Origin of the sequence: Janthinobacterium aestuarii, from assembly GCF_051380835.1 — a bacterium.
GTDB classification, from domain to species: domain Bacteria; phylum Pseudomonadota; class Gammaproteobacteria; order Burkholderiales; family Burkholderiaceae_D; genus Janthinobacterium; species Janthinobacterium aestuarii.
In genome coordinates this window covers 617,253-637,245 of sequence record NZ_JBNYXU010000001.1, presented here as the reverse complement: position 1 = coordinate 637,245, position 19,993 = coordinate 617,253, and the positions used below count along the sequence as shown (strand labels likewise).

At 62.5% G+C, this 19,993-nt stretch carries 15 protein-coding genes; 7 read left to right on the top strand and 8 right to left on the bottom strand.

The window, feature by feature from the left end:
- Positions 1–4: 4 nt before the first annotated feature.
- Complete coding sequence (locus ACQ4WO_RS02850; protein WP_034747407.1) at positions 5–1,198, bottom strand: HlyD family secretion protein; 1,194 nt, start codon at positions 1,196–1,198, stop codon at positions 5–7.
- Between the two features lie 144 nt (positions 1,199–1,342).
- On the opposite strand from ACQ4WO_RS02850, the gene ACQ4WO_RS02845 reads away from it, so the two are divergent.
- A complete protein-coding gene (locus ACQ4WO_RS02845) occupies positions 1,343–2,062 on the top strand; it encodes a TetR/AcrR family transcriptional regulator (RefSeq protein ID WP_034747405.1) in 720 nt (239 codons plus the stop codon).
- Positions 2,063–2,085: 23 nt separating this feature from the next.
- Here ACQ4WO_RS02845 and ACQ4WO_RS02840 read toward each other — a convergent pair whose 3' ends face one another.
- The 4 genes from ACQ4WO_RS02840 to aceE form a co-directional block, all read right to left on the bottom strand.
- Positions 2,086–3,261 (bottom strand): hypothetical protein, encoded by a 1,176-nt coding sequence (locus ACQ4WO_RS02840; RefSeq protein WP_436480150.1) that lies wholly within the window; start codon positions 3,259–3,261, stop codon positions 2,086–2,088.
- Positions 3,262–3,518: 257 nt separating this feature from the next.
- Complete coding sequence (gene lpdA, locus ACQ4WO_RS02835) at positions 3,519–5,309, bottom strand: dihydrolipoyl dehydrogenase (protein WP_436480149.1); 1,791 nt, start codon at positions 5,307–5,309, stop codon at positions 3,519–3,521.
- 10 nt (positions 5,310–5,319) lie between these two features.
- A complete protein-coding gene (aceF, locus tag ACQ4WO_RS02830; protein WP_436480148.1) occupies positions 5,320–6,960 on the bottom strand; it encodes a dihydrolipoyllysine-residue acetyltransferase in 1,641 nt (546 codons plus the stop codon).
- Positions 6,961–7,054: 94 nt separating this feature from the next.
- Positions 7,055–9,751: a pyruvate dehydrogenase (acetyl-transferring), homodimeric type gene (gene aceE / locus ACQ4WO_RS02825; protein WP_034747396.1), complete on the bottom strand. Its 2,697-nt coding sequence runs from the start codon at positions 9,749–9,751 to the stop codon at positions 7,055–7,057.
- Between the two features lie 533 nt (positions 9,752–10,284).
- Between aceE and folD the strand changes: the two genes are divergently transcribed.
- The 5 genes from folD (at position 10,285) to ACQ4WO_RS02800 (ending at position 15,471) form a co-directional block, all read left to right on the top strand.
- A complete protein-coding gene (folD, locus tag ACQ4WO_RS02820) occupies positions 10,285–11,130 on the top strand; it encodes a bifunctional methylenetetrahydrofolate dehydrogenase/methenyltetrahydrofolate cyclohydrolase FolD (RefSeq protein WP_436480147.1) in 846 nt (281 codons plus the stop codon).
- A 50-nt stretch (positions 11,131–11,180) separates the two neighbouring features.
- Complete coding sequence (locus ACQ4WO_RS02815; protein WP_436480146.1) at positions 11,181–13,250, top strand: M3 family metallopeptidase; 2,070 nt, start codon at positions 11,181–11,183, stop codon at positions 13,248–13,250.
- Positions 13,251–13,258: 8 nt separating this feature from the next.
- On the top strand, positions 13,259–13,684 hold the full coding sequence (locus ACQ4WO_RS02810; protein WP_436480145.1) for a DNA polymerase III subunit chi: 426 nt from the start codon (positions 13,259–13,261) through the stop codon (positions 13,682–13,684).
- Positions 13,681–14,067: a DUF2486 family protein gene (locus tag ACQ4WO_RS02805; protein WP_436480144.1), complete on the top strand. Its 387-nt coding sequence runs from the start codon at positions 13,681–13,683 to the stop codon at positions 14,065–14,067. Before ACQ4WO_RS02810 ends, ACQ4WO_RS02805 begins: the two co-directional genes overlap by 4 nt.
- A gap of 261 nt (positions 14,068–14,328) precedes the next feature.
- A complete protein-coding gene (locus ACQ4WO_RS02800; RefSeq protein ID WP_436480143.1) occupies positions 14,329–15,471 on the top strand; it encodes a branched-chain amino acid ABC transporter substrate-binding protein in 1,143 nt (380 codons plus the stop codon).
- 91 nt (positions 15,472–15,562) lie between these two features.
- Here the strand turns inward: ACQ4WO_RS02800 and ACQ4WO_RS02795 are convergent, their stop codons facing one another.
- Positions 15,563–16,465 carry a LysR family transcriptional regulator gene (locus ACQ4WO_RS02795; RefSeq protein ID WP_436480142.1) on the bottom strand — a complete coding sequence of 301 codons (903 nt, stop codon included), beginning with the start codon at positions 16,463–16,465 and terminating at the stop codon, positions 15,563–15,565.
- Between the two features lie 91 nt (positions 16,466–16,556).
- Here ACQ4WO_RS02795 and ACQ4WO_RS02790 point away from each other — a divergent pair, with 91 nt between their 5' ends.
- Positions 16,557–17,558 (top strand): NAD-dependent epimerase/dehydratase family protein, encoded by a 1,002-nt coding sequence (locus ACQ4WO_RS02790; protein WP_436480141.1) that lies wholly within the window; start codon positions 16,557–16,559, stop codon positions 17,556–17,558.
- Between the two features lie 21 nt (positions 17,559–17,579).
- On the opposite strand, the gene ACQ4WO_RS02785 is transcribed toward ACQ4WO_RS02790, so the two are convergent.
- Entirely contained in the window at positions 17,580–17,891 is a 312-nt protein-coding gene (locus ACQ4WO_RS02785; RefSeq protein ID WP_034747381.1) for a c-type cytochrome, read from the bottom strand.
- Positions 17,892–18,114: 223 nt separating this feature from the next.
- On the bottom strand, positions 18,115–19,980 hold the full coding sequence (ilvD, locus tag ACQ4WO_RS02780; protein WP_436480140.1) for a dihydroxy-acid dehydratase: 1,866 nt from the start codon (positions 19,978–19,980) through the stop codon (positions 18,115–18,117).
- Between the last annotated feature and the right edge of the window lie 13 nt (positions 19,981–19,993).

Here is a 19,993-nt window from a genome sequence, read left to right as displayed (position 1 = left end):
AAGCTTAGTGGGTGGTGGACTGGGCGGCGGGAGCGGCGGCGTGGCGCGCGGCCGGCTGCGTTTCAGGCTGATTCACTTCCACTTCGGCGATCACCGACATGCCCGGCACCAGGCGGCCATTCATGGCCTTGATGTCTTCCGGCTGGAAGACGATTTTCACCGGCACGCGCTGGACGATCTTGGTGAAGTTGCCGGTGGCGTTATCGGCTGGCAGCAGCGCGAATTGCGCGCCCGAGGCAGGAGCGAAACTGTCCACGGTACCGACCAGTTTCTTGCCCGGCATGGCGTCGATGGTCACGTGCACGCTCTGGCCGCGGTGCAGGTCGGCCAATTGCGTTTCCTTGAAGTTGGCGGTGACCCAGACGTTGTCTTGCACGATGGCCGTCAATTGCTGGCCAGGCTGTACCCGCATGCCCGTTTCCACGTTACGCTTGCCGATGCGGCCGGCGACAGGGGCCAGGATGCGGTTGTATTGCAGCTGCTGTTCCGCGTCCTTCAATTGCACGCGCAATACAGCCACTTGTGCCTTGGCGACGTCGCGCGCAGCTTGCGCCGCGCCGATCTGCGCCTTGGCGGCCGACGCGCTGTCGCGGCGGGCGGCCAGGTCGGCTACGGCGCTCGATCGAGCCGCATTGGCCGCGTCGAGTTCCGCTTTCGACACGGCTTTCATCTGGCTCGTGTACAGCTGGCCATAACGGTCGGCATCCTGTTTTGCGCGCAGCAGCTGCGCATCGGCTTGCGCCACTTGCGCCTGGGCGCCACTGGCTTGCGCCTGCACTTGCGCGATCTGCGCGTCCGCTTGCAGCACTTGCTGCTCGGCGCTGGCGATCTGCGCGGCGATCTGCTCGGTTTTCACGCGCTGGTCGAACGGGTCGAGTTCGGCGATCACGTCGCCCTCTTTCACCATTTGATTGTCGTCGATGAAGACCTTGGTGACGACGCCGGAAATGCGCGCCGAGACGGGATGCACGTGGCCGGCCACATAGGCATTTTCCGTTTCCACGAAATAGTGGCTGCGGTACCACATGCGCGCGCCGGCGCCCAGCGCCACGAGGACGATCAGGCCGGCGATGATTTTGACGCGGTTGTTCGGTGGTGCGGAGCTGGCGGAAGCGGCGGGCGCGGAAGGGGCGGCCGGGGCCGCGGGTGGGACGGCGCTCAGCACTTTGTGCTCTGCTTGGCCTGGCTGGTTGGACATACTCGCTCCGGAAATGAAATGATATATGTTCATTATTGGGCAAAGAAAAGCCAAAGTCAAGAAATGAAACGATTGCATTTCATTTTAATTTGCACTACAGTGTGAGCCATCACTTACCTTCCAACTTATAAAGAGACCCAGACCATGTCCGATCCCGGCCTCAGCGATACCTTGCCTACCGATAAAGAATCCGGCGACACCGCCCAGGAGCTTTCCTGCTGCGGCAAGCCAGCCGGCCGCCCGCGCGCGGCCGACATGGAAGCGCGCATGGACAACCTCCTGCACACGGCCGGCTGCCTGTTTCTGGAAAAAGGGTATGGAAAAGTCAGCCTGGAAATGATCGCCCGCGAAGCCCATGTGGCCGTGCGCACGATTTATGTGAAGTTTGGCGGCAAGTCGGGCTTGTTCAATGCCGTGGTGGAATTGCGCCGCGCCGCCTACTTCTCGACCATGCCGGCACTGGAAACGGATATGCGGCCCCTGCCCACCATCCTGGGCGAGTTCGGCCTGCTGTTCGTGCAACTGGTCACCATGCCGGCGGCCATCCACCTGAATCGCATGGTGGTGGCCGAAGCGGCCACGCACCCGGAACTGGCGGAAACGTTTTACAAGGTGGGACCGGGGCAGACGCGCGAGATGCTGACGAGGTTTTTCAGCCGCCCCGACATCGCGCCCCTGTTCCGCGCGGAACTGGCGCCGGCCATGCTGTCGCTGCACCTGCTCAATTGCCTGCTGGGCGACCAGATGTCGCGCCTGCTGTTTCCGCCGCAAACGCAACCGGATGTGGCGCAATTGCGCGCCAAGGTGGCCGTCAGTCTCGACCTGTTCCTGCGCGGCACCCTGCGCCAGCCGCTGGCGGACTGACGCGGGAAGGCTGACCGGGGAGGTCAGCCAGGGCGGCTGCAGCCTTCCGGTTGCGCCGCTTCGGCGTGTTCATCGTTCAAGCCCAGCGCGCGCAGGAAAGGCTGGGCCGCCGACGCGCCATCGACAGTGAGTGAAGACTCGCTTTCATCGTAGCGGTCCGGGCCATAGCGCATCAGGTCGAATGAGGTTTCAAAGCGCTGCGCCAGGAAATACGTGCGGAAGTAATCGAAGGAAAACGCCACCTGGCCATCTTCCCGCAACAGCAAGCCATGCGCATACAGCGGCGCCAGCCAGTCTCCGGCCGCCATGCTCCAGCCTTTCACACCGCAATAGTCGCTGGCAAAGCGCTCCAGCTCCGCCTCGTTGAGGAAAACGCTCTTGGCTTCGAACATCACGAACGCCAGCTCGATCAGAAATTCACGCGCATCGGCAGCCGCGCCGGCGTCCGCGCGCTGCTGCGCGCCCGCCTTGCCCAGCAAGCCATCGAGATAGCAGCGCTCGCCTGCCAGCTGCGGCAGCAAGGTGGCAAATACATACTCGGCATCCACCTGCCCCGTTTCCTGGCCATTCGGCGTGTACAGCACCGACAGCGCGAAGTTCTTGCTCACGTCATCGAACTCGCGCAGGGACACCGTCCACCGCGTGCCTGGCGCGCCGCCATCGGCCGCTGCCTCGCCGGTGCCGAACTCGAGCACGGCAAACGCCGCCATCTGGCCACTGGTATCGTACAGGCTGCCGGGATTGCTTTTGAACAGGATACCCAGCGACTTCATGAGCGAACTGGCATCGCCCGTATGCTGGTGGCCATGGAACACGGCGTGGATATTCTTGTAGTGCGCGCGCTGCTCGGCGCTAGCATGCTCATCGGCGGAAAAAAAGCTGAAGCCGGCATTGCCCAGCGCCGCAGCCGCCACACCCTGCGCGCGGCTGCCCGGCACCAGGTAGAAACGCGCGCCGGGCAAGCTGGCCGCCTGCAGCAAGGGGCGCAGGAAGTATTCGTAGACATACACGGGCGTCGTGCCGGCACAGGCGTCGGGCGCCACCAGCTGGCCCGTGAAGAAAATCGCATCAATCCGCTTGCCCGCCGCCAGGATAGCGGCCACATCCTGGTACAAGGCATGCAGCATCACGGCTTGCTCTTGCTCGTCAGCCCGGCGCAAACGGACGTCGGCAATATGAAGGGCGGTAAATTTTTTCATCGTTGCAAAGCTCTCTCAGTACAGCGGAATTTGACCGTATCCCACGCTGGCAACATTCCAGGAAAAATCACGCGTTTCTATTGAAGCAAAAAGAAGAACATAGTGACAGACCCCCATTCTGCCACTTTTTCCACACGGCAATACTCACAAATTTTCACAAGGCACCGCGACACCACGTTTTACTATGCTGCAGATCAAGGGAAATAAAAAAAACCGGGAACATGTCCCGGTTTTTTGTACTGAAAGTTAACGCTTTATCAGCGCTTGCGCGGCGGCGGCAAGTCCGTGCACACGCCTTCGTACACTTCAGCTGCCATACCGATCGATTCGCCCAGAGTCGGGTGCGGATGGATGGTCTTGCCGATGTCGGTGCCGTCGCAGCCCATTTCGATGGCCAGCGCGATCTCGCCGATCATATCGCCCGCATGCGTGCCGACGATGGTGCCGCCGATGATGCGGTGCGTTTCAGCGTCGAACAGCAGCTTGGTGAAGCCTTCTGCGCGGCCGTTGGCCACGGCGCGGCCCGAAGCTGCCCATGGGAAGTGGCCCTTCTCGACCTTGATGCCCTTGGCTTTCGCTTCGTCTTCCGTGATGCCGGCCCATGCCACTTCCGGATCCGTGTAGGCGACCGATGGGATCACCTTGACGTCGAAGTGCGACTTCTGGCCGGAAGCGGCTTCCGCTGCCACGTGGGCTTCATGCACGGCCTTGTGCGCCAGCATCGGCTGGCCCACCAGGTCGCCGATGGCGAAGATGTTCGGCACGTTGGTGCGCATCTGGCTGTCGACGTTGATGAAACCGCGATCCGTCACTTGCACACCCGCCTTGTCGGCGGCCAGCTTCTTGCCGTTCGGGCTGCGGCCCACGGCCACCAGTACCAGGTCGTAGATCTGTGGCGCCGGTGCGATAGCACCTGCTTCGGCTGCTTCGAACGTGACCTTGATGCCTTCCGGCAGTGCCTCGACGGCGACCGTCTTGGTCTTGGTCATGATGTTGTCGAAGCGCTTCTCGTTAAACTTCTGCCACACCTTGACGGCGTCGCGGTCCGCACCCTGCATCAGGCCATCCATCATTTCGACCACGTCGATGCGCGCGCCGAACGTGGAATAGACGGTCGCCATTTCCAGACCGATGATGCCGCCGCCGATGACCAGCATGCGTTTCGGGATCTGGCGCAATTCCAGCGCGCCCGTCGAATCGACGATGCGCGGGTCTTCCGGCACGAATGGCAGTTTCACCACGGACGAACCGGCGGCAATGATGGCTTGCTTGAACTGCACGACTTTTTTGGAGCCGTCGCCTGCCGTCACTTCGATGTGGTTCGCGGACAGGAACTGGCCCACGCCCGTGACCACTTGCGTCTTGCGCGCCTTGGCCATGCCGGCCAGCCCGCCCGTCATGTTCGAGATCACGCCTTCCTTGTACTTGCGTACCTGGTCGATGTCGATCGTCGGCTTGGCAAACGTCACGCCCGTGTTGGACATGTGCGCCGTTTCATCGATGACGGAGGCAACGTGCAGCAGCGCCTTCGACGGGATGCAGCCCACGTTCAGGCACACGCCGCCCAGGGTCGCATAGCGCTCGACGATGACCGTCGACATGCCCAGGTCGGCCGCGCGGAACGCCGCCGAATAGCCGCCAGGACCGCCGCCCAGCACCATCATGTCGACGTCGATGTCAACCTGGCCGCTGTAATTGCCGGCCGGGATGGCGGCAACGGCTGCAACTGGTGCCGCCGCTGCAGGAGCCGGTGCCGCTGCAGGCGCAGGAGCGGCCGCTGGTGCGGCTGCTGCAGGAGCGGCAGCGCCTTCCGACGCTTCCACCACCAGCAGCGCGCTGCCTTCGGCGATCTTGTCGCCGACCTTGACCTTGACTTCCTTGACGACGCCGGCGTGGGTCGACGGAATCTCCATGCTGGCCTTGTCCGATTCCACCGTGACCAGGGACTGGTCCACCTTGATGGTGTCGCCGACCTTGACCATCAGCTCGATGACTTCGACTTCCTTGAAGTCGCCGATATTCGGTACTTTTACCTCTACTGTGCTCATCAATCGCTCCTTACAGCAGAATTTTGCGCATGTCGGCCAGGACTTCGCCGAGGTACACGGAGAATCGCGCGCCCATCGCGCCATCGACCACGCGGTGGTCGTAGGACAGCGAAGTGCCCATCATCAAACGTGGCTGGAAGGCCTTGCCATCCCATACCGGCTTGATCGATGCTTTCGACAGACCCAGGATCGCGACTTCCGGCGCATTGACGATAGGCGTGAAGTGCGTGCCGCCGATGCCGCCCAGGGACGAGATCGTGAAGCTGGCGCCCTGCATGTCGGCCGGTTTCAGCTTGCCTTCGCGCGCCTGCAAGGAGAGTTCCGTCATTTCGCGGGCGATCTGCGAGACCGACTTCTGGTCCGCGCCCTTGATCACGGGGACCACCAGGCCATTCGGCGTGTCGGCCGCGAAGCCGATGTTGTAGTACTGCTTGAGGATCAGGTTCTCGCCCTTGGCATCCAGGGAAGCGTTAAACGCGGGGAATTTCTTCAGCGCGGCAACCGAGGCCTTGATGACGAATGCCAGCATGGTCAGCTTGGCCGCATCCTTGTTCTTCGCATTGGCCGCGTTGGTGTCGACGCGGAACGCTTCCAGGTCAGTCACGTCCGCTTCGTCGAACTGCGTGACGTGCGGGATCATGACCCAGTTGCGGTGCAAATTCGGGCCCGAGATTTTCTTGATGCGCGACAGCGGCAGCAATTCGGTCGTGCCGAATTTGCTGAAGTCCAGCGACGGCCATGGCAGCAGATCCAGGCCCACGCCCGAACCGCCTTTGGCAGCGACCGGCGCATTTGGTGCGGCGACGGCACCTGACATCACGCCCTTGACGAAGTTCTGCACGTCTTCCTGGGTGATGCGGCCCTTCGGACCGGAACCGCCCACGCGGGTCAGGTCCACGCCCAGTTCGCGCGCGAACTTGCGGATCGATGGCGACGCGTGCGCCAGCTTGCCGTTGACGGCAGGAGCTGCAGCGGCGGCAGGAGTTGGTGCCGCTGCGGCGACCGGTGCCGAAGCAACGGCGGCGGCTGGTGCGGCGGCGGCTTGCGCAGGAGCGGCGGCAGGAGCGGCAGTGCCACCGGTCGTTTCCACGACCAGCACCAGGCTGCCCTTGGCAACCTTGTCGCCGACCTTGACTTTCAATTCCTTGACAATACCGGCGTGGCTCGATGGAATTTCCATGCTGGCCTTGTCCGATTCGACCGTCAGCAGCGACTGGTCGACCTTGATCGCGTCGCCGACCTTGACCATCAGTTCGATGACTTCGACTTCCTTGAAGTCGCCGATGTCGGGCACGGTCACTTCGACCAGGGCCGGCGCGCCGGCAGGAGCGGCAGGTGCTGGCGCGGCCGCAGGAGCGGCTTCAGCGACAGGTGCTGCGGCCGGGGCGGCAGGCGCAGGGGCCGACGCGTCGTCCGCCACTTCCAGCAGCAGGACCAGCGAACCTTCGGCGATCTTGTCGCCCACGTTGACTTTCAATTCCTTGACGACACCGGCGTGGCTCGATGGAATTTCCATGCTGGCCTTGTCCGATTCGACCGTGATCAGGGACTGGTCGACCTTGACCGTATCGCCTGGCTTGACCATCAGTTCAATGATCTCGACTTCCTTGAAATCGCCGATATCCGGGACTTTGACTTCCACAATGCTCATAGCTTGCTCCGTTATTTTATTTGTCAGATGGACCCGCACACACGCCAGGGCGGCGCTTTCGCACCGCCCTGGCATCATCGGGTCCGCACAACGATTACTGGGTCACCGGATTCGGTTTGTTCGCATCGATGCCGTACTTGGCAATCGCCTGCTCCACCACCGACACGTCGATCTTGCCTTCGTCAGCCAGCGATTTGAGCGCGGCCACGGTGACATAATAACGGTTCACTTCGAAGAACTCGCGCAGCTTGGCGCGGCTGTCCGAGCGGCCAAAGCCATCGGTACCGAGCACTTTATAAGTGCGGCCCTTCGGCATGAAGGCGCGGATCTGTTCTGCAAACGCGCGCATGTAGTCGGTCGTGGCGACGATCGGGCCGTCCGTGTCCTGCATCAGCGACGTCACGTATGGCACGCGCTGCTCTTTCGACGGGTTGACCATGTTCCAGCGCTCCGCATCCTGGCCATCGCGGGCCACCAGGGTCAGCGACGGCGCCGACCACACGTCCGCAGCCACGCCCCAGTCGTTTTGCAACAGCTCGGCGGCGAAGATCGATTCGCGCAGGATGGTGCCGCAACCGATCAGCTGTACGCGCAGCTTGGCGTCCGCCGGACCTTCCTGCAGCTTGTACATGCCTTTCAGGATGCCTTCTTCCTGGCCTGGCTTGATGCCTGGCTGGGCGTAGTTCTCGTTCATGATCGTGATGTAGTAGAACACATCTTCCTGGTTGGCGATCATGCGGCGCAGGCCGTCCTGGATGATGACGGCGACTTCATGGCTGAAGGTCGGATCGTACGGCATGCAGGTCGGGATGGTCGCGGCAAAGATATGGCTGTGGCCATCTTCGTGCTGCAAGCCTTCGCCGTTCAGGGTCGTACGGCCAGCCGTGCCGCCCATCAGGAAGCCACGGGCGCGCATGTCGGCCGAAGCCCATACCTGGTCGCCGATGCGCTGGAAGCCGAACATCGAGTAGAAAGTGTAGAACGGGATCATGATGCGGTCGTTGGTCGAGTACGACGTCGCCGCGGCGATCCACGAGCTCATGCCGCCCGCTTCGTTGATGCCCTCTTGCAGGATCTGGCCAGCCTTGTCTTCGCGGTAGTACATGACCTGGTCTTTGTCGACCGGCTCGTACAACTGGCCTTTCGGGTTGTAGATGCCGATCTGGCGGAACAGGCCTTCCATGCCGAAGGTACGCGATTCATCGACCAGGATAGGCACGACGCGCTGGCCCAGGTTCGGGTCTTTCAACAGGGTCGAAATGACGCGCACAAACGCTTGCGTGGTCGAGATTTCACGGCCTTCAGGCGTCGCTTCGAGCACGTTCTTGAACGCGTCCAGGCCAGGCACCGGCAGGGTTTCTTCCGACTTCTGGCGGCGCTGCGGCAGGTAGCCACCGAGGGCCTTGCGGCGCTCGTGCAGGTAGACCATTTCCGGCGCGTCGTCGGCTGGCTTGAAGAACGGGATGTCGGCCAGCTTGTCGTCAGGGATAGGCAGCGAGAAGCGGTCGCGCATTTCGCGGATGGCTTCGTCGTCCAGTTTTTTCGTCTGGTGCGCCGTGTTGCGCGCTTCGCCGGACTTGCCCATGCCGTAGCCCTTGATGGTTTTCACCAGCAGGACGGTAGGCTGGCCCTTGTGTTCCTGGGCGATCTTGAAGGCCGCGTAGATCTTGTGCGGATCGTGGCCGCCACGGGTCAGGCGCCAGATGTCGTCGTCCGTCATGTTGGCAACCATTTCCAGCAGCTTCGGATGCTTGCCGAAGAAGTGCTTGCGCACGTAGGCGCCATCCTTGGCCTTGTAGTTCTGGTATTCGCCGTCGACGGTTTCCATCATCACGCGCTGCAGGATGCCTTCCTTGTCTTGCGCCAGCAGGGCGTCCCAGCCCGGACCCCAGATGACCTTGACGACGTTCCAGCCGGCGCCACGGAATTCTCCTTCCAGTTCCTGGATGATCTTGGTGTTGCCGCGTACCGGGCCGTCCAGGCGCTGCAGGTTGCAGTTAACCACGATGACCAGATTGTCGAGCATGTCGCGTGCGGCCAGGCCGATCGCGCCCAGGGATTCCGGCTCGTCCATCTCGCCATCGCCGCAGAAGGCCCAGATCTTGCGGTTGTCGGTTTTCGCGATGCCGCGTGCGTGCAGGTACTTCAGGAAGCGCGCCTGGTAGATCGCCATGTGCGGGCCCAGGCCCATCGACACGGTCGGGAACTGCCAGAAGTCAGGCATCAGCTTCGGATGCGGGTACGAGGACAGGCCCTTGCCGTCAACTTCCTTGCGGAAGTTCAGCATTTGCTCTTCCGTCAGGCGGCCTTCGAGGAAGGCGCGCGCGTAGACGCCGGGCGACGAGTGGCCCTGGATGTACAGCAGGTCGCCGCCGTGGTCGGCCGTAGGCGCGTGCCAGAAATGGTTGAAACCGATACCCAGCATGTTCGCCAGTGAAGCGAACGAGGACAAGTGGCCGCCCAGGTCGCCGTCGGCACGGTTGGCCTTGACAACCATGGCCATGGCGTTCCAGCGCATCCATGAGCGCAGGCGCTCTTCGTATTCGAGGTTGCCGGGACAGTGGGCTTCTTGCTTGGTGGGGATGGTATTGACATAGGCGGTGGTGCTGGAGAACGGGATCTGGGCGCCGCGGCGGCGAGCCAGGTCAACCATGCGCTCCATCAGGTAATGCGCGCGTTCCGGACCTTCATTTTCCAGAACGGCTTCGAGCGCGTCCAGCCACTCCTTGGTTTCCTGCATATCCGGGTCGGTGCCGATCTGTGTCGTTACCTGGTTCAGTTGAGCTGACATCTGTTGAGTCTCCTTTGTGAACGCCCCACCCCGATTTTCCGGATCGCTGTCGGACGGTATTTCGCTGATTATTTACTATTAAGTCGGTTTAGTGTGGGGATTCTAACAGCGTATTTACTATTTTTCAAATTACGATATAGCATTTCGTATTATGAAATTACCCTATGAAATTTATGCTGCACTGCCGCAAATTCTGTCCGGAAATTAGGGTGAGCAGAGTAGCAAATAGCGCCGAAACCGGAAAACTTGCATGCCATGGCCGTCACTGCTCCACGAGCACACCAGCAACCCGAATTAAAACCCCGGTCGTCCGCACAGGCATGCCGGGCCAAGCGGGCCTGAAAAATGTCGAGGGCAAGGCGCGGCGACGCAGACAGTACGCCAGTACGGCAAGGCGCTGCAACGCCGCCATCGGCATTTTCTCAGGCTCGCGTCTCTGGCCCGCTGTTGTCACGCCTTTGCATAGCCAAAACCGCCCCTTTGCACCGCCCGGCTTTATAATCTGTCTTTTCCCTCCCACACAGCCTCCTACCATGCCAGCACAACTGATCGACGGAATCGCCCTCTCCCAAAAACTGCGCAGCGAGATCGCCACGCGCGCCGCCGCCCTCACGGCCAAGGGCACCCAGCCCGGCCTGGCCGTGATCCTCGTCGGCGAAGACCCGGCCAGCCAGGTGTACGTCCGCAACAAGGTCAAGGCGTGCGGCGACGTGGGTTTCCACTCGGTGCTGGAAAAATATGAAGCGGACCTTTCCGAAGCGGACTTGCTGGCACGCATCGCCAGCCTGAATACCGATCCGGCCATCCACGGCATCCTCGTGCAAATGCCCTTGCCCAAGCACATCAACCCGCACAAGGTCATCGAAGCGATCGCCACGACGAAAGACGTGGACGGCTATTCCGTCCTGAGCGCAGGCGAACTGATGACGGGCTTGCCCGGTTTCCGCCCGTGCACGCCATACGGCTGCATGAAACTGATCGAAAGCACGGGCGTGGACTTGCGCGGCAAGCACGCCGTCGTCATCGGCCGCAGCAACACCGTCGGCAAGCCGATGGCCCTGCTGCTCTTGCAAGCGAACGCTACCGTCACCATCTGCCATAGTGGGACCCCGGACCTGGGCTTGTACACGCGCCAGGCGGACGTGGTCGTGGCCGCCGTCGGCCGCCGCAACACCCTGACGGCCGACATGGTCAAGCCGGGCGCCATCGTCATCGACGTGGGCATGAACCGCGACGATGAAGGCAAGCTGTGCGGCGACGTGGATTTTGCCGGCGTGAAAGAAGTCGCCTCCCACATCACCCCCGTACCGGGTGGTGTTGGCCCGATGACGATCACTATGTTGCTCATGAACACGGTAGAGGCCGCCGAGCGCATTTAAGAATCACCGGGGCGGCATGACCGCCCTTTTATATATGGATGGAACCGACGATGAATACCAATCCCCTGCTTGATTTTTCCGGCCTGCCACGCTTCGACGCGATCACGCACGAGCATGTCACGCCTGCCATCGATACCCTTTTGGCCCAGGCGCGCGCCACAGTGGCGCAGCTGGAAGCGCCCATGGAAGAAGTGAGCTGGGAAAACTTCGTCGCGCCCCAGGACCAGATCGCCGAAACCCTGGGCCGCGCCTGGAGCATCGTCAACCACTTGAATAGCGTAGTCGATACGCCCGAGCTGCGCGTCGCCTACAATGCGAACCAGCCCAAGGTGACGGAATTCTGGACCGAGCTGGGCCAGAACGAAATCCTGTTTGGCAAATACAAGCAGTTGCAGGCCCGCGCCGATTTCGCCAGCCTGTCGCCGGCGCGCCGGCGCATCGTCGACAATGCCGTGCGCGACTTCCGCCTCGGTGGCGCCGAGTTACCAGAAGATAAGAAAGAGCGCTTTGGCGCCATCCAGGAAGAACATGCGGCCGTCTCGACGCGTTTTTCCGAAAACGTGCTCGATGCCACCAATGACTACAAGTTGCTGGTCGAGAACGAGCTTGAACTGGCCGGCCTGCCCGACGACGTGAAGGCCGCCGCGCGCGCCGCCGCCGAAAAAGCGGGCAAGCACGGCTATGAATTCTCGCTGCACTTCCCGTCGTACTACCCGATCCTGCAATTTGCCGACAATCGCGCGCTGCGCGAGACCATCTACCGCGCCAACGCCACCAAGGCGTCGGACCAGGGCGACGTCTTCAGCAAGAAAGAGGAGTGGGACAACACGCAAAACATCGTCACCTTGTTGCAATTGCGCGACGAAGAGGCAAAACTGCTGGGCTACGCCAATTTCGCCGAAGTGTCGCTCGTCTCCAAAATGGCCACCTCGCCCGCGCAAGTCATCGCTTTCCTGGAAGACCTGGCCAAGCGCGCGCGTCCGTTCGCCGAGAAGGACTTGGCCGAACTGAAACAATTCGCCCGCGAAGAACTGGGCATCGCCGAGCTGCAAGCGTGGGACGTGCCTTACGCTTCCGAAAAGCTGCAGGAACGCCGCTACGCGTTCTCGGCCCAGGAAGTCAAACAGTACTTCCCTGAACACAAGGTGATCGACGGCCTGTTCCGCCAGATCCAGAACCTGTTCACCGTCGACATCAAGCCCGATACGGCGCCCGTCTGGCACCCGGACGTGCGTTTTTACCGCATCGAGCGCGACGGCAAGCTGGTCGGCCAGTTCTACCTGGATCTGTATGCGCGCGCGGGAAAAAGCGGTGGCGCCTGGATGGACGACGCGCGCGGCCGCCGCGCCGACGCGCAACACGTGCAAACGCCGATCGCCTATCTGACCTGCAATTTCACGGAGCCGGCCGTGGTCGACGGCAAGGCTCAGCCTGCCCTGTTCACGCATGATGAAGTCATCACCCTGTTCCACGAATTCGGCCACGGCCTGCACCATATGCTCACCGTCGTCGACGAACTGGGCGTGTCGGGCATCGCCGGCGTCGAATGGGATGCCGTGGAACTGCCGTCGCAATTCATGGAAAACTTCTGCTGGGAATGGGAAGTGCTCGAGCACATGACGGCGCATGCCGTCACGGGCGTGCCGCTGCCGCGCGCGCTGTACGACAAGATGCTGGCGGCCAAGAATTTCCAGTCCGGCTTGCAAACCCTGCGCCAGGTGGAGTTCTCCTTGCTCGACATGCATTTGCACTATGACTACGATGCCAGCACGGGCCAGAGCGTGCAGCAGCTGATTGACGGCGTGCGCGCCAAGTTTTCGCTGCTCATCCCGCCCCCGTTCAACCGCTTCCAGAATGCCTTCGGGCATATCTTCGCCGGCGGCTACGCGGCTGGCTACTACAGCTACAAGTGGGCCGAGGTGCTGTCCGCCGACGCCTATGCGGCGTTTGAAGAAGCCAAGGCGCTGGGACCTTACGCCACCACGGCGGCAGGCAAGCGTTATTTGCAGGAAATCCTGTCTGTCGGCGGCTCGCGCCCCGCGCTGGAATCGTTCACGGCCTTCCGCGGCCGTGAGCCGAGCATCGACGCCCTGCTGCGCCACAGCGGCATGGCAGCCTGAGCCCCGCCATGAGCCGCGTCGATTTTCACAGCAACGTGCCGGACAAGCTGGCGTATGCCTGCCGTCTGGCGCGCAAGGCCTATATGGCCGGCAACAAGGTCGTCGTGCTGGTGTCCGACAGCGCCCAGCTCGACGCATTGAACAGCGCCATGTGGACCATTTCCGCCACGGATTTCCTGCCGCACGTACTGGCCGGCGATCCGCTGGCGGCGCAAACGCCGATCATCCTGACCGATGACGAAGCGGCCGAGCTGCCGCATCACGACATCCTCGTCAACCTGTCGCAGCTGCCGCCCGCCAACTACGCGCAGTTCCAGCGCGTCTTCGAGATCGTTTCCATGGATGAGCAAGATGCGCAGGCGGGCCGCCAGCGCTTCCTGCACTACCGCCAGCAAAACGTGCAGCCGACCCACTTCGTGGCAGGGAAGACATGAGCCAGCAGCCATTCGACCAGGGCATCCCCCTGTTGACGGAGGTGCTGCTGGGGCCGGAAGTGGCCGAGGCCGTCGCGCCAGTTGCGGCGGCGCCTGCCGTCGAAGAAGCGCCGGCAGCGCCGGCGTTGCCGCCAACGGTGGCGCAGCCCGACTGGGACGCCATCGAACAGCGGCTGACGCAGCGCATCCTGCATCAAGTGCAGAGCAAGATCGACCATCTGCTGGAAGAGCGCATCGCCCACGTCCTGCAAACGGCCCTGCAAAACGCCCTGATCGGCATGCGCGGCGCCTTGCGCGAAGACTTGCAGCAGTCGCTGGAGCAGATCGTGGCGCATGCTGTCAGTCATGAACTGGGGCATTTGCACCCAGCTGCGCAAGCCTGAGCATGCTGCGCAATGTCGGGTTACGCGCTGCGCGCTAACCCGACTTACCCTATTCTCCTTCCCAACGCCATTCTTTGGTGCGCTCGCGCCCGCGAAATCGGTGCATCGCGCCTCACTTTGGTGATTGTTGCGAAAAAATGTAAAAAGCCCGAAATGCGGCTTTGCGCCGCCTGTTTTTTGTTGTACCTTTCTTCACACGTACCGCCCCTCGAAGCGGTTTTCACGAGACGCCGCCGTATCTTTATCCATTGGAGAATGTTTATGCTGCTCAAGACCAAAGTCCTTCCTCTCGCCCTAGCCTTCGCTTTTGCCGGCCATGCGGGCGCGCAGGAAATCATCAAGATAGGCCACGTCGCCCCGGTCTCTGGCGCCAGCTCCCACCTGGGCAAGGATAACGAGAACGCGGCCAAGATGGCCATCGAGGACTTGAACGCCAAAGGCTTCAAGATCGACGGCAAGGCCGTGAAATTCGTGCTGGTACCCGAAGATGACGCAGCCGATCCCAAGCAGGGCACGGCCGTCGCGCAAAAGCTGGTCGACGCCAAGGTCAACGGCGTCGTCGGCCACCTGAACTCGGGCACGACGATTCCCGCCTCGCGCATTTACTTCAATGCCGGCATTCCGCAGATTTCACCGGCGGCCACCAACCCGACGTACACCCAGCAAAAATTCAACACGGCTTTCCGCGTCGTCGCCAATGACAACAAGCTGGGCGGCACTCTGGGCGCGTATGCCGTGGGCAAGCTGCAGGCGAAGAAAATCGCCGTCATCGATGACCGCACGGCCTACGGCCAGGGCGTGGCGGAACAGTTCGTCAAAGGCGCCAAGAAGGCGGCGCCAGGCGTGCAAATCGTCGGCAAGGAGTTTACCAATGCCAACGCGACCGACTTCAATGCCATTCTGACCAGCATCAAATCGAAAAATCCCGATCTGGTCTTCTTTGGCGGCATGGATTCCGTGGGCGGCCCCATGCTGCGCCAGATGAAAGCGCTGGGCATCAAGGCCAAGTTCATGGGCGGCGACGGCCTGTGCACGGAACCGCTGGGCAAGCTGGCCGGCGACGCCGTGGGCGAAGACATGGTCACCTGCGCGGAAGCGGGCGGCGTGACGGGCGCGCAGCAAAAAGGCATGGATGATTTCCGCGCCCGCTACAAGCAAAAATACAATATGGAAGTGCAGCTGTACGCGCCGTACGTCTACGACGCCGTGATGACCATGGCCACCGCCATGCAGGATGCGAAGTCGTCGAAACCGTCCGTCTACCTGCCGTTCCTGGCCAAGGTGCAGTACCAAGGCGTGACGGGCCCGATCTCGTTCGATGCCAACGGCGACATCAAGGATGGCGCGCTGACGCTCTTCACGTACCGGGAAGGCAAGAAGACCAAGATGGAAGTGGTCAAATAATAGAACCTACTGCGCGGCGCGATTTACGGCCTGCGATGCTCACTGTGCATTCGCACAGCTCCGCTTCTCAGCCACAACTCACATCCGCTCGCTACAGTTCTTGCTGTCCTGCCACGTAAGCCTGCAAGCCTTCGGCCAGCGCGTCGAAGGTGGCGCGGCAGCGCAGGCTGCCGCGCAAGTCTGCATGCATGGTGACCCACGTTTCCATCGGTAGTGAAAACGCCTGCGGCAACACACGCCGCAGGGCCGGATCGCGCGCCGCCAGCCCCGCCTGGCACACGCCGATGCCGGCACCTGCCCGTATCAGGGCCAGTTGCGCCAGGTCGCTGTCGCTGCGCCAGGCAAAATTTTCCCGCGTAAATCCGTTGAGGGCCGCGCCCGCGTTGCGCACGAAGGGGCTCGCCTCGTCGTAGCCGATGACGGCATGCTGCGCCAGATCGGCCAGTACCAGCGGCGTGCCATGCCGCGCCAGGTAGTCCATGTGCGCGTACAGGCCCAGTGCGATATCGCCCACCTTGCGCGCCACCAGCTGCTCCTGGCGGGGCCGCAGCATGCGCACGGCGATATCCGCCTCGCGGCGCAGCAAATCCTGCACCTTGTTGCTCAATACCAATTCAACGACCAGGTCCGGATGGCGCGCGCGCAAGCTGGCCAGGATGGACGGCAGCACCTCCACGCCCACCACTTCGCTGGCAGCGACGCGCACGACACCGGCCACGCCCTGCCCCTGGCTGCTGGCGGCGCGCTCCATCAGGGCGGCAGTATGTTCCATGGTTTCCGCATGGGGCCGCAGCGCCAGCGCCACTTCCGTGGGGAGCAAGCCCAGCTGGGAGCGCGTGAACAGGGTCGCGCCCAATGCCTGCTCGAGCGCGGCGATATGCCGGCCGACGGTCGGTTGCGTGATGGCCAGCGCGCGGGCCGCGCCGGACAGGGAACCATGCTTGAGCACGGCCAGCAGCGAACGGTAGTATTCCCAGGCAATCGAGGTAGTCATACATAAATGTATAGCCTGTGGTCGATGCTCGTCAATTCCCAATTAGCCTTGCGCGGCAGATACTGGTGTCATCAACCACCCGGAGGACAATATGGACAAAATGGCATTGGTACTGGGCGCCACGGGCGGCATCGGCGGCGAGATGGTGCGCCAGCTTCTGGCGGCGGGCTGGCAGGTACGTGCCTTGACGCGGGGAGCAACGCCATCGCCACGCGACGACGGCATTGAATGGCTGCGCGGCGATGCGCTGTCGCGCGCGGACGTGCTGGCGGCCGCCAAAGGCTGCGCCGTCATCGTGCACGCTGTCAACCCGCCCGGCTACCGGAACTGGGGCCAGCTGGTGCTGCCCATGCTCGACAACACGATTTCTGCGGCGATTGCCGAAAACGCCACCATCGTGCTGCCTGGCACCGTGTACAACTTCGGCCCCGACGCCTTCCCGGTGCTGGCGGAAGACGCGCCGCAACGTCCGCAAACGCGCAAGGGCGCCATCCGCGTGGAACTGGAAGCACGGCTGGAATGGGCCGCCACGCAGGGCGCCAAGGTCATCATCGTGCGCGCGGGCGACTTCTTCGGCCCCCGCGCTGGTAACAACTGGTTTTCGCAGGGCCTAGTCAAACCGGGCCAGCGCGTGCGCAGCGTGCTGTCTCCGGGAGCGCCCGGCGTGGGCCACCAGTGGTCCTACCTGCCCGACGTGGCGCGCACGATGGTGCAATTGCTGGCCATGCGCGCCACCTTGCCCGCGTTCTCCCGCTTTCACATGGCCGGTCACTGGGACCACGACGGCCGGCAAATGACGGGGGCGATTGCCCGCGTGGTGGAACAATCGACGGGAACTGCGCCCGCCATCGGGCGTTTTCCGTGGTGGCTGGTGGCGCTGGCGTCGCCGTTCGTGGCGACCTTGCGTGAAATGCGCGAAATGCGCCATCTGTGGCAAACTCCTTTGTGCATGGAGAATGCGCGGCTGCTGGCCGTGCTGGGCCGGGAGCCGCATACGCCGCTCGAGGAAGCGGTGCGGGCGACATTGGAAGGCATGGGGAATCTGCAAAAGGCGGCGGGCAAAAAAAACGCGCCGGGATTGCCGGCGCGCTAATTGCAGGTACTGCGGCACAGATTATTTCTGTGCCAGTACCCATTTAACCAGGGTGTGGGCTTCAGCATCGCTCACTTGCGGGTTCGCTGGCATCGGGATCGCGCCCCAAGTGCCGGAGCCGCCCTTCATGACTTTCGCCACGAGCTTGTTTTCAGCGTCTTTCTGGCCAGCGTACTTGGCAGCCACGTCCTTGAACGCAGGGCCCACCAGTTTCGTGCTCACCGCATGGCAAGCCATGCAGTTTTTTGCTTTCGCCAGATCCGGATTGGCCAACGCTGCTTGCGATGCCAGAGCCGATACGGTCAATACACTCACCAACATAAAACGTTTCATTGTCTTTTCTCCAAAGTTACTTCCTGCGGCATTTTACTGTGTTTCCGCAGATGCACCACGAGCCCAGATCAAGCGTTTCAATGTAGTAACGCAGTGTAGTAGCGATTAGGCATTCATATTCTGCCCCATCTGCGCGTCCATGACCATGTTGTTTGTAAGGCGATGTAACGACAAGCGGCCCCGCGCAGTGGATCGGGGCCGCTTGTCTTACCTGCGCAACAGATCAGCGCTTCTTCAACTGCGACAGGTCGCGCACGGCGCCCCGGTCGGCCGACGTCGTCAGCGCCGCATACGCTTGCAGCGCCTGCGAGACATAGCGGTCGCGGTTGACGGGCAGCCAGGCCGCGTCGCCCTTCGCTTCCATGGCGGCGCGGCGCGCGGCCAGTTCCGCGTCCGTCACGCGCAGCTTGATGGTGCGCTCGGGGATGTCGATGTCGATGAAGTCGCCCTCTTCCACCAGACCGATGGCGCCGCCTTCGGCCGCTTCCGGCGAGGCGTGGCCGATCACCAGGCCGGAGGAACCGCCCGAGAAGCGCCCGTCCGTGAACAGCGCGCACGCCTTGCCCAGGCCCTTCGACTTGATGTACGAGGTCGGGTACAGCATTTCCTGCATGCCGGGACCGCCTTTCGGGCCTTCGTAGCGGATGATGACGACGTCGCCTTCATGCACGGTATCGGCCAAAATCGCTTCCACAGCGGAATCCTGGCTTTCGAACACGCGCGCCTTGCCAGAGAATTTCAAGATGCTTTCATCGACGCCTGCCGTCTTGACGATGCAGCCCTTTTCAGCCAGGTTGCCATACAAGACGGCGAGGCCGCCATCCTGCGAGTAGGCGTGGGCCTTGTCGCGGATGCAGCCCGTGCTGCGGTCCGTGTCGACTGCCGCAAAACGCTCCGACTGCGAGAACGCCGTCTGTGTCGGCACGCCGCCCGGCGCGGCGCGGAACAATTCATGCACGGCCGGATCGTCCGTGCACTTGATGTCGTTTTGCGCGATGGCGTCGGCCAGGGTCGGCGCGTGAATCGTTGGCAAAGTCGTGTTGAGCAGGCCGGCGCGCGCCAGTTCGCCCAAAATCCCCACGATGCCGCCCGCGCGGTGCACGTCTTCGATATGGTATTTGTCCGTCATCGGCGCGACCTTGCACAGGCACGGCACCTTGCGCGAGATGCGGTCGATGTCGGCCATCGTGAATTCCACTTCCGCCTCGTGCGCGGCGGCCAGCAAGTGCAGCACGGTGTTGGTCGAGCCGCCCATGGAGACGTCGAGCGCCATGGCGTTTTCAAACGCGGCCTTGGTGGCGATCGAGCGTGGCAGCACCGAGTAGTCATCCTGCTCGTAGTGGCGCTTGGCCAGTTCGACGATCAGACGGCCCGCGCGCAGGAACAGCTGCTGGCGGTCCGAGTGCGTGGCCAGAATCGTGCCGTTACCGGGCAGGGCCAGGCCCAGCGCCTCGGTCAGGCAGTTCATCGAGTTGGCTGTAAACATGCCGGAGCAGGAACCGCAGGTCGGACAGGCCGAGCGTTCGATTTCCGCCACGTCGGCGTCGGACACGGTGCTGTCGCCCGCCTTGATCATGGCGTCGACCAGGTCCAGCTTGATGATCTTCTGGCTGCCGTTGACGACCTTGACGACCTTGCCCGCTTCCATCGGGCCGCCCGAGATGAAGACGACGGGGATGTTGATGCGCATGGCGGCCATCAGCATGCCCGGCGTGATCTTGTCGCAGTTCGAGATGCAGACCATGGCGTCGGCGCAGTGGGCGTTGACCATGTATTCGACGGAGTCGGCGATCAGGTCGCGCGACGGCAGCGAATACAGCATGCCGCCGTGGCCCATGGCGATGCCGTCATCGACGGCGATGGTGTTGAATTCCTTGGCCACGCCGCCGGCCTTTTCGATTTCGCGCGCCACCATCTGGCCCAGGTCCTTCAGGTGCACGTGGCCGGGCACGAACTGGGTGAACGAGTTGACGACGGCGATGATCGGCTTGTCGAAGTCGCCGTCCTTCATGCCGGTGGCGCGCCACAGGGCGCGGGCGCCAGCCATGTTGCGGCCGTGGGTGGTGGTACGGGAGCGGTATTGCGGCATGATGGGGTCCTTC